A 14,474-nucleotide genomic window follows, 5' to 3' on the forward strand; every position below is an offset into this window, starting at 1 on the left:
TTTAGATAGAAATGTTTGAAGTGAACAACAACAAAATGAATGACGATAGAATTGACGAAATAGGAGAGAACCACATTGCTACGTCGGCTAAAACACCTTTACGTGCAGATGCTTTCGATATTTCTGACGACGAAAAAATAGAAAGAATTCAAGAAAGTGTTAAAGAAATTCTTGAAACTCTAGGAATGGACTTAACAGACGATAGCATGCAAGGTACTCCTAAAAGAGTTGCAAAAGCTTTCGTAAATGAGTTGTTTATGGGGTTAAACCCAAAAAACAAACCAAAGGCATCAACATTTGACAATACATACAAGTATGGTGAAATGTTAGTTGAAAAAAACATTATTGTATATTCAACATGTGAGCACCACTTATTACCAATTATTGGTAGAGCTCACGTTGCGTATATTTCAAATGGTAAAGTAATCGGTTTATCTAAGATGAATCGTATTGTAGAGTATTACGCTAAGCGTCCGCAAGTACAAGAGCGTTTAACAATGCAAGTAGTACAAGCAATGCAAGAAGCATTAGGAACGCAAGATGTTGCTTGTGTTATAGATGCTAAACATTTATGCGTTAACTCACGAGGAATTAAAGATATTGAAAGTAGTACAGTAACTGCTGAGTTTGGTGGAGCATTTAAAAACAAAGAAACTAAGCGTGAATTCTTAGATTACATAAAATTAAACACTGATTTTCAATAGAAAATAAGTAGTAAATAAATTAAAAAGCTCATTCTTTAGAATGAGCTTTTTTACTTCTAGTAAAAAAGTATAACAAGAGAACTCTCAACTAAGGTTGAGAGTTTTTTGTTTTTATCTATACTTAAATTAGTTTTTAACTAGTTGAAATACAGTGTTATTTACGTTTAGTTAAAACTAAAACCTTTGGTGTTAACAATTCTGTTACGCTATAATAGCAATTCATAAAAGTTTTCTTAATGTTTAAAAGTTTACAAATAGTAAAATAATATAGTGATTTGCAATATTAATTTTAATAATTGTAAATAATAAACCAATGAATAATTTTAAACTTTTACTAAGTTCACTATTTGTTCTTTTTACGTGTAGTGCAGCTTTAGGTCAGGGGGCTACTATTGTTGGAATAGTAAATGATGGAAATTATCCTTTGCCTGGTGCTAGTGTTATGTTGTCGGGAACAACAAAAGGCGTTAACACAGATTTTGATGGAAATTTTGTGTTGTCTAATGTCAAAAAGGGGGAAGTAACCTTAGAAATATCTTACATAGGTTTTGAAACAAAAAGAGTTTCAATTAACACGAATGTAAAGAAAAATGTAGGCGTAATTACATTAGTGCCATCTAACCAAAATTTAGAAGAAGTAATTATTACTTCTTCAGGAAGAAGAAACAGTGAAGCAAGAGCATTGAGTATTCAAAAGAAATCAATGAGTATAATGAATGTAATTGCAGCAGATGGAATAGGAAAGTTACCAGACAGAAATGCAGCAGAAACGGTACAACGTATCCAAGGATTATCTATTGAAAGAGATCAAGGAGAAGGACGTTTTGTATCAGTACGTGGATTGCCGCCATTTTGGGCTTCTACAACAATTAACGGAAACCGTATTCCTACCGCAGAAGAAGAAACAACTTCAAGAGCAACGGCTTTCGATTTCTTTCCTTCTGATTTAATCTCATATGTACAAGCAGCAAAAGCATACACACCAGATATGGAAGCTGATGGTATTGGTGGAGGAGTAAACTTTATTACACAAACAGCACCAGCAAAAAGAGTTTTAAACGTAAATGTTGGCGGAGGATATAACGAGAAATCTGGAGAGCCAATTTACAATGCTTCATTAACGTATGGAAATAGAAGTAAAGATGGAAAGTTTGGATTTATTGTTAACGGTTCATATTGGAATAGAAATTGGGGAACGGACAATTTTGAAGCAAGAAGAAAAGGAGATGAAGGTGTATTTAGAATGGAGTTAAGAGATTACAACGGTGTAAGAATAACCAAAGGGTTAAACGGAGCGATGGAGTATAATTTTACACCAGAACATAAAATGCACTTTAGAGGAGTGTACGGAACATTGTCAGATACAGAAACACATTATAAGCATAGAGTACGTTTTGATAAGTTTGATTCAGGAACAAACACAGCAAGGGTTGAGTTACAAAATATCTACAATGAACTAATTACTGAAATGATTGGTGGTGAAATTGGAGGGCGACATATTACAGGTAATGGTAAGTTTGATTGGAGTATAGCTAATTATAATAATGAGTTTAGATACGGAGGAATTCCAACAGAGCAAGATAAGAGCTACTATGTAGTGAAGTTTAAGCAAGATGGAGTAGGAATGAAACCTGAATATTTACAGAATAGACCAGAAGCAGCTGGTGGAGCTGGAGACGATAGAGCATACTGGAAAGCAGATGGTGGATTGTTAGACTATAACGATACAGATGCTTTATTTGGTTTCTTTAGCGATCCTTCATTTAAAATGGATGCATCTCAAATGTCATTTGCAGATTTAGAGTTGTATAAAATATCAATTAAAGAGCGTGATAACATTGTAGCGTCTTTAAACTATGAACATACTTTTAATGACAGCTTTAAAATAAAAGTGGGTACAAAATATAGAGATAAAGATCGTAGAGCTAAGTTTGAGGATGTATACTATGGTTGGGATGAAGCAAACGCAGGAACAACACCTAACCTGTCAGATTACTCTCAAAATATTATAGAGCAACCAGGAAGAGCTGATTTTTTAAACGAAATGGGGTCTAATATTCAATCTACTTTTGGGCCAGTATTATCAGAACAAGGAATGGTAAACTTCTGGAAAAACAATAAAAACAACCTAACTGTTTTAGAAGGAGATTCAGAAATTTTACAGAACGGTGGAGGTTTAGGAAGAAACTTTAATGTAGATGAAACTCATTTATCATTCTACGGAATGGGAACCTTAAAATTATCAGATCAATTCACGGTATTGGGAGGTTTACGAGCAACCAAAACAGAAACAGAAGTAAACGGTTATGTTTGGGATGCTGATCAAAGCCAATTAAATGCTGTAAGAAATGTAAAAGACTATTGGGCAGTATTACCAATGTTACATGTAAAATACTCACCAAAAACTGATTTAAACATTCGTTTTGCAGCAACAAGAAGTTTTTCAAGGCCAAACTTTGGAGATATTGCTCCAGGAGGTACCTTCATCTCATTTGATAACGAGTTTAAAGGAGGGAATCCAAACTTAAACCCTACATTCTCATGGAACTTTGACTTATTAGGAGAGTACTACTTTAAAAATGTAGGAGTAATAAATGCAGGTATTTTCTATAAATCAATTACAGATCCTGTATTCAACGATACATATCAAGGTACTTACAACGGAAATACAGGAGTAGAGTTTAGTACACCTGTAAATGGAGCAGACGCTTGGATTGGTGGTATAGAATTAGGAATTAACAAACGATTTGATTTCTTACCAGGATTCTTACAATACTTCGGAACTCAGTTAAATGCAACATTTATGGATTCTGAAATGACAAAACCAAGTGGAAGAAAAGTATCTATTGCATACCAAGCCAATACCTTATTTAATGCACAGTTATTCTTTGAAAAAGGAGGATTCAATACACGATTAGCCTATAACCACAAAGGAAGCTATGCAATTGGGTTTGGAGAAAGAGACATTGATGATATTTACTATGGAAAATACAACACACTAGATTTTTCAGCCTCATATCAAATAGGTAAAAACTGGACCATTTTTACAGATGTAAATAACATATTAAACAATGCCCTAATTTATCATTATGGAAAAACTGAAGACCGTCCTAAGCAAGTAGAATTCTACGGTATAAAAGGAAGCATCGGTGTAAAGTATAATCTGTAATGAACTTGTTTTCTGTTTATAAATGCAATGCGGGCTCTCATTTTTATGAGGGCTTGCATTATTAAAAATGTTAGTATGAATATAAGATTTATAGCAAGAGCCTCTATAGCAGCTTTCGGTACGTACTTTTGTATGTACGCTTTTCGAAAGCCATTTACAGTAGCCACTTTTGCCGATGAAAGTTTTTGGGGAATTGATTATAAAATTCTCTTGATAATAGCCCAAGTAGTAGGGTATACATTATCAAAGTTTATAGGGATAAAAGTCATTTCCGAAATGAAATCAGGTAAAAGGATGCTCGCTTTAGTTAGCTTTATTCTATTTGCAGAAGTAAGCTTATTAGGTTTTGCTATAACTCCCGCACCCTACAATATCTTATTCCTGTTTTTAAATGGATTGCCCTTAGGCATGGTTTGGGGAATTGTGTTTTCTTATTTAGAAGGAAGAAAAGCCACAGAACTATTAGGAGTAATCTTGTCCTCAAGTTTTATAGTTTCTTCAGGAGCTGTAAAATCAGTCGGGAAAATAGTGTTGGATAGTTTTGGATTTAACGAACATTGGATGCCTTTTATAACGGGACTGTTTTTTATAATTCCGTTGATATTTTTTGCTTGGTTATTAGAGAAGTTACCCAAACCAACAGCAGAAGATACACGACTTAAAGTAGTACGTAAACCATTAGATTCAGCAGGAAGAAAAAAGTTATTCAAAGAATTTTCAGGCCCTTTAATACTCATTGTTTTCTTTTTTATGTTACTCACAGCATTGAGAGATTTTAGAGACAACTTTGCACGAGAAATCTGGGACTCTTTAGAGTACAAAGATGCTTCAATTTATAGTATTTCAGAAATTCCTATAGCCATTATTGTACTCATTATTTTAGGGGTAATAGGAAGTATTAGCAAAAACTACAAAGCATTTGTTTACTATCATTATGTGTTGTTTGTATCGTGCTTAGCAGTGATTATTAGTACTTATTTATTTCAGTACAATGAAATTTCAGCATTAACGTGGATGATTATTTCTGGTTTAGGATTGTATAGTTGCTATGTGCCTTTTAACGGAATATTTTTCGACCGCATGATAGCTACTTTTAAAATAAACGGAAATGTTGGGTTCTTAATCTATATAGCTGATGCTTTTGGTTACTTAGGAAGTATATTAATTCTTTTATATAAAAACTTCGGAAAAGGAGATATTTCATGGCTAAGCTTTTTTACATACGCACTTTACATTTTAGCATTTATAGGAATATTTATAACACTATATAGCTTTTACTTTTTTAAAGCTAAAAAAAACAAAGAACAAAAAATAAATCAATTAGTATATGAATCATAAATATGACCTTATTGTTGTTGGAGGGGGAGTTTTAGGAACTTTTCATGCCTATCATGCTGCAAAGAAAGGGTTGTCAGTAGCTATTTTAGAAAAAGATAACAAACCACAAGGAGCTACCGTTCGTAATTTCGGACAAGTAGTGCCTTCAGGAATGAATCAAAAATGGCAAAACTATGGAAGAGAAAGTTTAGCTATTTATAAAAGCATTCAAGAACAGTTTGATGTTTCCATACGTCAAAACGGAACCGTATATATTGCTTCAAACGAAGAAGAAGTTCAGTTAATAGAAGAATTGCATCAAATTAATAAGAATAATAGCTATACGTCACAGCTGTTAACCAAAGAACAATGTTTAGATAAATATGCTGGCTTGCGTAGTGATTATTGTCAAGCAGGGTTATTTTTTCCTGAAGAAGTAACTGTGGAACCTAGAGTTATGATTCTTCATTTACATGAGTACATGAAAAAAGAATTGAATGTAACAATACACTATAATACTAACGTGGTTGCTACAAATAATGTTACCAGTTGTGTATCAGTGTTAACATCAAATTCTGAAGAATTATTGGCGTTAAAAGTAATTATCTGCAACGGAAGTGATTTTAAGACATTGTATCCGTCAATATATAATGAAAGTGATTTAATTGTATCTAAGCTACAAATGATGCAGACGAAACCACAGAAGAATTATCAACTAGACGGATCTATTTTAACAGGATTGACTATTAGAAGGTATGAAGCTTTTGAAGAGTGTGCTTCATGGAATGTGATAAAAGCTAAAGAAGATCCGAATTCGTTTGAGAAAAAATATGGAGTACATATTTTATTTAAGCAAGCGACAGATGGTTCTGTTATTTTGGGTGATTCACACGAATATGCAACGGCAAAAAATATAGATGATCTTGGATTTGACTTGAATGAAGACATAGATAACTTCATGATTCAAGAAGCTAAAAAAATTATCGATTTACCAACATATGAAATTCAACATCGTTGGGCAGGTTTTTACAGTCAATGTAAAACCAAAGATCTTTTTGAATATTCGATAGGAGAAAATATACACATTGTAACAGGTATTGGAGGAAAAGGAATGACAGGAAGCGCAGGCTTTTCAAAAGAAAGTATTAATAAATTATTTTAAGTAAATAGATGTTAGAAAATATTAAAATGGTTGTTTTTGATATGGCAGGAACAACAGTAGATGAGCAAAATGTAGTGTATAAAACCTTACATAAAGCATTAAATACACACGGAGTAGCAGTTGATTTAAATACCGTTTTAAAAATTGGAGCAGGAAAAGAAAAACATCAAGCAATAAAAGATGTTTTAGTTGAATTCAAGCCGAATAAACTGGGGGAGTCTGAAGCAATATTTGAAGAATTCAAAAAAATGCTGGATGAAGCTTATGAAAACTTAGAAGTTAAGCCCATAAAAGGCGTAGAGAATGTATTGCTTAATTTAAGACAAAAAGGAATAATAGTAGTTTTAAATACGGGTTATAACAGACAAGTAGCAGAAAGGCTGTTAGAAAAATTGGCATGGGACAAGAACATACATTACGATATGCTATTAACTGCCTCTGATGTAGAAAAGGGACGCCCTCATCCAGAAATGATACACAAAGCAATGGAAGCATTTAATATAACCAATACCAGGTTCGTTTTAAAAGCCGGAGATTCAGCTATCGATATTGAGGAAGGTAAAAATGCTAATTGTGGTGTAACCATCGGTGTTTTATCAGGAGCACAAACTAAAGAACAGTTAGAAGTTCAAAATCCAGATTATATTTTGTTGTCTTTAAGTGAGTTAGTTTAATAAAATGTAAATGATATGTTTGCTAAATATATCTTTAATGTTAGCTAATTTATCTTTGTATTAAGACTCGAAAACTGTCTTTTAAAAGTTTACTAATAGTGTATTTTTGATTAATAAATTAACTATTAGTAAACTTTTTAAAATGAAAACCAATTATTTAGTAAAGCTAAGCGCTTTAATTTTATTGTTCGCATTGTCGAGCTGTCAAGAGAACAACTTGGATGAGGTATCCAAAAAACAAGGAAAACTAGAACGACAAACAAAGTCTTCTTTAAAGAAGAAGGTACTTGTTGTAGGCTTTGATGGAATCCAGTTTGAGAAAATTGCAGGAACTTCCACTCCAAATTTAGATAAGCTTAATATTGTAAAAGGGTATGCAGGAGGAATCGATAATACTTCTTCTGAACAAAAAACAAGTAGTGGACCAGGGTGGTCAACTATTTTAACAGGTGTTTGGGTAAACAAACACGGAGTTACAGACAACAATACTTCTCATATTTCGAAAGCGAAAAGTGTTTTTCAATTAATTAAAGAATCAAATTCAGGGCTAAAAACTGCTAGTGTTGTTACTTGGGGACCTATTCATGATTTCTTTAGAGAGCAACTGAACTATATTGATTACCACTCAAAAAGTGGAGGAGATGAAAATACAGTCACAGGAGCCATTCATGCAATTAATAATGAAAATTCAGACGTGGTTTTTGTGCATCTTGATGATGTAGATGGTGTAGGGCATTCGTTAGGCTTTGGTAGTGCTTATAATAAAGCTATAACCAAAGCAGATGAGCAGTTTGGTAGAATTGTAGCTGAGGTAGAAAAAAGAACGAACGAAGATTGGTTAATATTAGTAGTAACAGATCACGGAAGAGGTTTTGGAGGATTTAACCATGGAGGACAAACAACGCAAGAAAAAACAATTTTTGTAGGAATGAATAAAGAAGGAAACGCTGAATTTAATTCCCATGTATCAAATGTTCCAAATCAAGATTTTGGCGGAATTTACGGTCATGTTGCACAAACAGCAATCGTTCCTTCTATCTTAACTCACTTAAATATCCCGATTCAAAAAGAATGGCAATTAAATAGTACTTCTTTAGTAGGGAATGTGGGTACTAGGAAGGTAATGATGCAAAATACCAATACAGTTTATTGGAGTTCTAACGCATCTAACAATGTTGATGTTTATAAAAACAATGCATACGTAGCAACGGTACCTGCTTCACAAGGATATTTTACCGATGCTAACAATTCTAATGGAAGTATTAATTACACCCTATTACTTGATGGACAAACAGGTTCTGTGGCTTATAATAATTCTCAAATAATAGCAGGATTAGATTGGAATGATTTTGCAGACAATAGAGCTTATTTTTTTAGAAGTGACAATAGTTATATACGTTATGACAAACTGTTAGATAAGTCTGATGATGGTTACCCAAAAGAGGTAAACAACAGTACTTGGCCAGGGTTAGGGGAGTATAAAGATTTAATTAGTGCAGCTTTTAAATGGCATAATCATAAAGGATATTTCTTCTTAAAAGATGGAAGGTATTTACGTTACGATATGAATAATGATTCTGTAGATGCGGGATATCCAGCAAACATAACAAATGGAAATTGGCCTGGGTTGGAACCATACAAGGATAAAATTGTGGCAGCTTTTAAAAGAAATAATAGTAAAGCTTATTTCTTTTTAAATGATGGAACTTATATAAGATATAGTATAACAAATGACTCTGTAGATTCTGGGTACCCTGTAGCTATTACCAATGGAAGCTGGCCAGGGTTAGGAGATTACGCAACAAAGATTACAGCAGCTGTAGATTGGGGTGTAACTTATTGTTATTTCTTCCTTGATGATAATACATACATTAAGTATAACAAATCAACAGATAGTGCAGTGTCAGGTTATCCTAAAGAGGTTAACAATAGCACTTGGCCTGGATTAAAAAATTAAAAGATTAAAATAAGTAGGGTGTGTGAGCACCCTACTTAATTATTTTCTGAATAAAAATATAGTACCAACATGGTACAAGGTGTTTGAGTACGATTAACAGGTACGTGAGGAAGTCTTCCGTCAAAATACAAAGAGTCACCTTCTTTAACTGTAACTTCAACATTATCGATAAGGTATGTGCATTCACCACTCATAATGTATTTAAACTCCCAAGCATCAGTAATTACTTTTTCTCTTTTAGAGTTGGGAGATACAGTTAATAAAACAGCTTCAAAACCAACGGCATTTAAACTTTTACCAAAAATTTGATAATACGTAAATCCTTCAGCTTCTACTTCTTTTTCTATTAATTGCTGTTCCTCTTTTTTAATATGAATATATTTTGAACCAGTTTTTTTCTCAACTCCTTCAAAAAAAGTACTGGCATCTATTTCTAAAGCACTTATAATTTCTAATAAAACAGGTAAAGATGGAATGGTTCTTCCGTTTTCTATTCTTGAAATTAGACCATTACTTACTTGTGCATTGGTTGCTAAAGTATTGATAGTAATATGTTGCTTTTTTCTAATTTCTTTAATTCGTTTTCCTATTCCGATTAAAAAATTATCCATAAATACTTACTGATTTTTTCTTAGTTTTTTAACGCCATCCACTATAAACCAAGAAGCAAATAATACTCTAAAGAGTAGGAAAACATATTGGTTTTCGGTTGTAAAGCTGAATAAAAGTCGATACACTTCTCTTTTTTGAAAAAAGATAGAAAATGTATTAATTAAAATAAATATACCTATGAATAAATATATAAAAGGAAGTACTTTTCTCACTATTTAACAGGGATTTTAATTTCGTATAGTTTTCTACTACGGTTGTTTAACTTGTTTTCACGTAACCAAGAGTTATGTAGCTTAAGCTCTTTGTAGGTAATTCCGAATTTTTTAGCAAATAAAGCAATGTTGCTAATAGCAGTATCTACTTTAACAGTATAGGTTTCAGGTAGGATATATAAATCTTCTTGGTCAAAAACAAAACCATACTCTTTTGGGTTAGAAATAATTTCTTTTAAGGCTAAAATTCTAAAAACGTAACGTTCAGTCTCATCAGGTAATAAAGCATCATAATAACTGGTTACACCTTGAGCATCTAATCTTTTTGAAATACCGTAGTTGCCTGCATTGTAAGCTGCTGCTGCAAGTGTCCAAGAACCGAAACGCTCTTTTGATTTCTTTAAATATTCAGCAGCTACTTTAGTAGACTTTTCAATATGGTAACGTTCATCAACATTACTATTAATTTCTAATCCATATTCTCTTCCTGTTTGTTTCATAAAATGCCACATACCAGCAGCTCCTACATGTGATGTTTCATCAATAAATCCACTTTCAGCCAAGGCTAAAAACTTAAAATCGTCAGGTAAGCCATATTTTTCTAGTAGAGGTTCTAAAATAGGGAAGTATTTATTAGCACGTTTTATTAATAACAATCCATTAGACTGCCAATAGGTGTTTACTAAAAGCTCGCGATCCATTCGTTCTCTAATGTCAGGTTTTTCAATAGGAACACGTTCTCCAGCTAAATTTAAATCGTTAGGTAGTTTTAAAGCTTTAACCTCATAGCTTTCTGCCACATTTTTAATGGTAGGTTCGTTTGATTTACTTATAGTATTGGTAAATAAAATTCCAACAAATACTATAGTTAAGATAGATAAGAAACGGATTGATTTGTTCATTTGTTCTTTTAGTTTTTGTCAAGTTGTGTAATGGTATTAATCCATCAAAAAACATTCCTTTTTTAATATTTCAGAAATAGTTTTTGCCTTTGTCAGTATCATCACATGTGTACCATTTTCAACTTCAATTGCGTTTTTGATATACTTTATAGGAAAAACCTCGTCTTTTTTTCCATGAATATGTATTATTCCAGGAATTGATTTTTCTTGCTTCCAATGTAATACGTTGTATATAGCCCATTGCAAATACTTTTTATCTCTTATGGATAAATATATTTTATATAGCTCAGCTCGTTTTTTTAAATAATCATTAAAAAAGTAGCGTTCATAACTTTCAATATTTGAAATAACTTTAGAAGGGAAAAGCTTATAGGCTTTTGTTATTTGTGCTAATTTAAAACGTTTAGGAAACTCTTTATTGTTTTTAACGCTAGAAATTATAATTATTTTTTTACAATCAATAATTTTACTCATCTCTTGTACGATAATTCCCCCAAAAGAGACCCCAATTAATACAGGGTTTTTATGTTGAATTTTAGCACATAATCGTTCGGCATATTCTTCAATACTTTCATCGATAGATGTTGGAAGCATCCAATCTAAAAAGTGTAATTCAAAATGTTCCTCGGGTAAAGAAATACGCTCAAATATTTTGGTATTGGCAGCTAAACCAGGAACAAAATATAAGTGAGTTTTAGGCATTATTCAATAAACTTTTTGTCTAATAAAATACCATCTATATATTCATGTATATCAATAAGTTCATCAGGAATATCTTTCCATAAACGAATTAAGATTTGTTTTCCATCATGAACTATGTAAGTGCTAGATAAATCGGGTATTCTAGGATTGTTATAAGCGTCTTTAAAATTTTTAAAATCCTTTTTTGCAAGTTTTTCGTTTAACTCTTGTAATTGTTTTTCAGAAAGCGTAAATTTCTGAATACCTTTTACAAGTACATATTCTACTCCGTTGTAAACAACGTTTCCTTTTTTATCAATGGAAACAGTATATACTGGGCAGTCACCAAAACATTGAGTTTTAGTAATTCTTAATAGATTGTTTTTTTCTTCGGAAATAATGTTAGTTAATTTTTCTTCCGTGTTGGCATCAATCAATCTGAACTCACCACTTTCTTGTAATTTATCAATCCAAAAATCACGTTTCCCTTCTGGAACTTCAACAATACCTATTTTTGAAGCATCTGTTTCATAAGCCATTTTACTCCAAGTTAAACCGCTGTTTTTTATAAGTGATTTTACATCATCAATACTTTTAGCGTTTTTAAGAACAACAATCAGTTGATTTTGAGAAGCCATAGGTTTAGTAGCTTCTTCTTTAGCAATTATTACTTTTTCAGTAGGCTCAGCTAGTTTAGTTTCAGAACCTTTTTTAGGAATACCACAAGAGATTCCTAAGGCTAAAAAAGAATATAATAGGTACTTCATAGGTAGATTTTTTGATTGAGTGAACTAGTTGACAAGTTAAGCAATAACTTCAGTATCCACAAAATCAAAACGAACTAAACCATCTTCATCAATTTTTGTTAACGTAACTGTATGTAATGTATTCACTAATTCAGGATTCCAAGGAGCTTTAACCTTTACATAGTTTTCTGTAAACCCGTGGATATACCCTTCTTTGTTCTCACTTTCAAATAAAACAGTTAACGTGTTACTTAACTGACTTTCATAAAAAGCTCTACGTTTTTTAACAGATAATCCGCGTAGCATTTTACTTCGTTTAGCACGCACTTTTTTAGGAACTACACCATCCATTTCAACAGCTTCAGTATTTGGTCTTTCAGAGTATGTGAAAACATGTAAGTAAGAAATATCTAAATCAGTTAAATAGTTATAGGTTTCTAAAAACAATTCATCTGTTTCACCAGGGAATCCAACAATAACATCTACACCAATACAAGCGTTAGGCATTACTTCCTTAATTTTTGCAACTCTATCAGTATATACTTTACGTAAATAGCGACGCTTCATTTTCTTTAAAAGTGTGTCACTTCCTGATTGTAGAGGAATGTGAAAATGAGGAACAAACGTATTTGAGTTGGAAACAAAATCAATTGTTTCATCTTTTAATAAGTTAGGTTCAATTGAAGAGATTCGTAAACGGTTAATTCCTTCTACTTTATCAAGAGCTTGTACCAACTCTAAAAAGGTATGTTCGTGTTTTTTATTACCGAATTCACCTTTTCCGTAGTCACCAATATTTACTCCTGTTAAAACAATTTCTTTAATCCCTTTTTCAGAAATTTCTTTGGCATTTTTCAATACATTTTCTAACGTATCACTTCGAGAAATTCCACGTGCTAACGGTATCGTACAGTAAGTACATTTGTAGTCACAACCATCTTGCACTTTTAAGAAAGCACGGGTACGATCTCCAATAGAATACGAACCTACATAAAAATCGGCATCTTCAATTTCACAAGAATGTACTTCACCAATGTCATTTTTGGTTAAGTCGTTAATATAGCTAGTTACATTAAACTTTTCCGTAGCACCCAGTACCAAATCTACCCCATCAACAGCAGCTAATTCTTCTGGCTTTAATTGTGCATAACATCCTACACCAATAACAAAAGCTTCTTCATTTTTCTTTAAAGCAGATTTTACAATACTCTTAAAGCGTTTATCAGCATTATCTGTTACCGAACAAGTATTAATCACATATATATCTGCTTCCTCTTCAAACTCAACACGCTCAAACCCTTCATTAACAAAGTTTCTGGCAATAGTTGAGGTTTCTGAAAAATTTAATTTACAACCTAAGGTGTAAAAAGCTACTTTCTTATCTACATTCATCTTTTCTCTATCCTAAATAAAAAACAAAAGCCTTGTACAAGTCTTTAATTTTTTAGAAGTTCGTATAGTTTATTTAATCTACGACTGCTTAAAGCAGTTTTGGGTTTGCAAAAGTACGATAATATTCATGATTTTTGAAACGAAAAGATTACTTATTCGAAAGCTTCAAGTTGTTGATATAGAACCTTTTTATGAGCTAGAAAGCAATCCGAAAGTATTGCAATACGCCACTGGGGAACCTAAAGATTTAGAAGAAAGTAAAGAGGATTTAGAACAGCTTATAGCACGATACACTAATAAAGAAAATGATTTTTGGATATATGCCATAGAACGTAAGTCAGACAATGAATTTGTAGGTACGGTTGCTTTGGTAAAAGATGAAGAAGGAAATGATGAAATAGGATATCGGTTTATAGAACGATACTGGGGAAATGGTTTTGCAACTGAACTTTGTGAAGGATTAATACAGTACTGTAAATCCATAGGAATGAAAAAACTTATAGGGTGTGTGGTGGATAAAAATGTTGCTTCCGCTAAAATATTAGAACGATTCAACTTTGTTGCGATAGAGAAATTTATAAGTGACGATATTGGTCTACCAGAAACAAAATATGAACTAATTTTATGATAGTAGATAATTTAAAACCTCCATATTACGCAGTAATTTTCACGACAACTCTTTCAGATGATACAGAAGGATATTATGAGATGGCTGAAAAAATGGACAATTTAGCTAAAGAACAAGATGGGTATTTAGGTGTTGAGTCGACAAGGAGCAATGTAGGCATTACGGTTTCTTATTGGGAAAGTTTAGATGCTATTGTAAAATGGAAAAATAATGTTGAGCATACTGAAGCTAGAAATAAAGGAAGAGAAAGGTGGTATAAAAAATATCAACTACGTATATGTAAAGTAGAACGAGAGTATGGTTTTGAAAAAGGATAGG

General features: G+C 32.3%; 13 protein-coding genes. 8 read left to right on the plus strand and 5 right to left on the minus strand.

Annotated features, from left to right (window positions below):
• Positions 1-11 precede the first annotated feature (11 nt).
• From folE to MHM83_RS15305, 6 genes are all read left to right on the plus strand, one after another.
• A complete protein-coding gene (gene folE, locus MHM83_RS15280; protein ID WP_047790480.1) occupies positions 12-704 on the plus strand; it encodes a GTP cyclohydrolase I FolE in 693 nt (230 codons plus the stop codon).
• Positions 705-1,017: 313 nt separating this feature from the next.
• Positions 1,018-3,873 (plus strand): TonB-dependent receptor, encoded by a 2,856-nt coding sequence (locus MHM83_RS15285; protein ID WP_239180719.1) that lies wholly within the window; start codon positions 1,018-1,020, stop codon positions 3,871-3,873.
• Between the two features lie 75 nt (positions 3,874-3,948).
• On the plus strand, positions 3,949-5,211 hold the full coding sequence (locus tag MHM83_RS15290) for a DUF5690 family protein (protein WP_239180721.1): 1,263 nt from the start codon (positions 3,949-3,951) through the stop codon (positions 5,209-5,211).
• Positions 5,201-6,352 (plus strand): TIGR03364 family FAD-dependent oxidoreductase, encoded by a 1,152-nt coding sequence (locus MHM83_RS15295; RefSeq protein WP_239180723.1) that lies wholly within the window; start codon positions 5,201-5,203, stop codon positions 6,350-6,352. The genes MHM83_RS15290 and MHM83_RS15295 overlap by 11 nt, the downstream gene beginning before the upstream one ends.
• Positions 6,353-6,360: 8 nt before the next feature.
• Positions 6,361-7,026 carry a phosphonatase-like hydrolase gene (locus MHM83_RS15300; RefSeq protein ID WP_239180725.1) on the plus strand — a complete coding sequence of 222 codons (666 nt, stop codon included), beginning with the start codon at positions 6,361-6,363 and terminating at the stop codon, positions 7,024-7,026.
• Positions 7,027-7,168: 142 nt separating this feature from the next.
• A complete protein-coding gene (locus MHM83_RS15305) occupies positions 7,169-8,983 on the plus strand; it encodes a hemopexin repeat-containing protein (protein ID WP_239180727.1) in 1,815 nt (604 codons plus the stop codon).
• 35 nt (positions 8,984-9,018) lie between these two features.
• Here the strand turns inward: MHM83_RS15305 and MHM83_RS15310 are convergent, their stop codons facing one another.
• The 5 genes from MHM83_RS15310 to mtaB all read right to left on the minus strand — a co-directional run bounded on the left by MHM83_RS15310 (position 9,019) and on the right by mtaB (position 13,528).
• The gene (locus MHM83_RS15310) at positions 9,019-9,594 is read right to left on the minus strand and encodes a helix-turn-helix domain-containing protein (protein ID WP_047790475.1); all 576 of its coding nucleotides are present in this window, start codon (positions 9,592-9,594) and stop codon (positions 9,019-9,021) included.
• 212 nt (positions 9,595-9,806) lie between these two features.
• Positions 9,807-10,709 carry a lytic transglycosylase domain-containing protein gene (locus MHM83_RS15315; protein ID WP_239180729.1) on the minus strand — a complete coding sequence of 301 codons (903 nt, stop codon included), beginning with the start codon at positions 10,707-10,709 and terminating at the stop codon, positions 9,807-9,809.
• 36 nt (positions 10,710-10,745) lie between these two features.
• Entirely contained in the window at positions 10,746-11,411 is a 666-nt protein-coding gene (locus MHM83_RS15320; RefSeq protein WP_239180731.1) for an alpha/beta hydrolase, read from the minus strand.
• Entirely contained in the window at positions 11,411-12,157 is a 747-nt protein-coding gene (locus MHM83_RS15325; RefSeq protein ID WP_239180733.1) for a DUF6438 domain-containing protein, read from the minus strand. The genes MHM83_RS15320 and MHM83_RS15325 overlap by 1 nt, the downstream gene beginning before the upstream one ends.
• Before the next feature lie 36 nt (positions 12,158-12,193).
• Positions 12,194-13,528 (minus strand): tRNA (N(6)-L-threonylcarbamoyladenosine(37)-C(2))-methylthiotransferase MtaB, encoded by a 1,335-nt coding sequence (gene mtaB / locus MHM83_RS15330; RefSeq protein WP_047790472.1) that lies wholly within the window; start codon positions 13,526-13,528, stop codon positions 12,194-12,196.
• A gap of 127 nt (positions 13,529-13,655) precedes the next feature.
• Here mtaB and MHM83_RS15335 point away from each other — a divergent pair, with 127 nt between their 5' ends.
• Both MHM83_RS15335 and MHM83_RS15340 read left to right on the plus strand, forming a co-directional pair.
• A complete protein-coding gene (locus MHM83_RS15335) occupies positions 13,656-14,156 on the plus strand; it encodes a GNAT family N-acetyltransferase (protein WP_173360427.1) in 501 nt (166 codons plus the stop codon).
• Positions 14,153-14,473 carry an antibiotic biosynthesis monooxygenase family protein gene (locus tag MHM83_RS15340; protein ID WP_047790470.1) on the plus strand — a complete coding sequence of 107 codons (321 nt, stop codon included), beginning with the start codon at positions 14,153-14,155 and terminating at the stop codon, positions 14,471-14,473. The genes MHM83_RS15335 and MHM83_RS15340 overlap by 4 nt, the downstream gene beginning before the upstream one ends.
• The last annotated feature ends 1 nt before the right edge of the window (position 14,474 follow it).

Origin of the sequence: Tenacibaculum sp. Mcav3-52, from assembly GCF_022347665.1 — a bacterium.
GTDB lineage: Bacteria > Bacteroidota > Bacteroidia > Flavobacteriales > Flavobacteriaceae > Polaribacter > Polaribacter mesophilus.

Bases quoted from the DNA above. Each gene is read 5' to 3' on its own strand.
- MHM83_RS15325 (WP_239180733.1), bottom strand. From the start codon at position 12,157: ATGAAGTACCTATTATATTCTTTTTTAGCCTTAGGAATCTCTTGTGGT.
- mtaB (WP_047790472.1), bottom strand. From the start codon at position 13,528: ATGAATGTAGATAAGAAAGTAGCTTTTTACACCTTAGGTTGTAAATTA.
- folE (WP_047790480.1), top strand. From the start codon at position 12: ATGTTTGAAGTGAACAACAACAAAATGAATGACGATAGAATTGACGAA.
- MHM83_RS15285 (WP_239180719.1), top strand. From the start codon at position 1,018: ATGAATAATTTTAAACTTTTACTAAGTTCACTATTTGTTCTTTTTACG.
- MHM83_RS15290 (WP_239180721.1), top strand. From the start codon at position 3,949: ATGAATATAAGATTTATAGCAAGAGCCTCTATAGCAGCTTTCGGTACG.
- MHM83_RS15315 (WP_239180729.1), bottom strand. From the start codon at position 10,709: ATGAACAAATCAATCCGTTTCTTATCTATCTTAACTATAGTATTTGTT.
- MHM83_RS15295 (WP_239180723.1), top strand. From the start codon at position 5,201: ATGAATCATAAATATGACCTTATTGTTGTTGGAGGGGGAGTTTTAGGA.
- MHM83_RS15335 (WP_173360427.1), top strand. From the start codon at position 13,656: ATGATTTTTGAAACGAAAAGATTACTTATTCGAAAGCTTCAAGTTGTT.
- MHM83_RS15320 (WP_239180731.1), bottom strand. From the start codon at position 11,411: ATGCCTAAAACTCACTTATATTTTGTTCCTGGTTTAGCTGCCAATACC.
- MHM83_RS15340 (WP_047790470.1), top strand. From the start codon at position 14,153: ATGATAGTAGATAATTTAAAACCTCCATATTACGCAGTAATTTTCACG.
- MHM83_RS15300 (WP_239180725.1), top strand. From the start codon at position 6,361: ATGTTAGAAAATATTAAAATGGTTGTTTTTGATATGGCAGGAACAACA.
- MHM83_RS15305 (WP_239180727.1), top strand. From the start codon at position 7,169: ATGAAAACCAATTATTTAGTAAAGCTAAGCGCTTTAATTTTATTGTTC.
- MHM83_RS15310 (WP_047790475.1), bottom strand. From the start codon at position 9,594: ATGGATAATTTTTTAATCGGAATAGGAAAACGAATTAAAGAAATTAGA.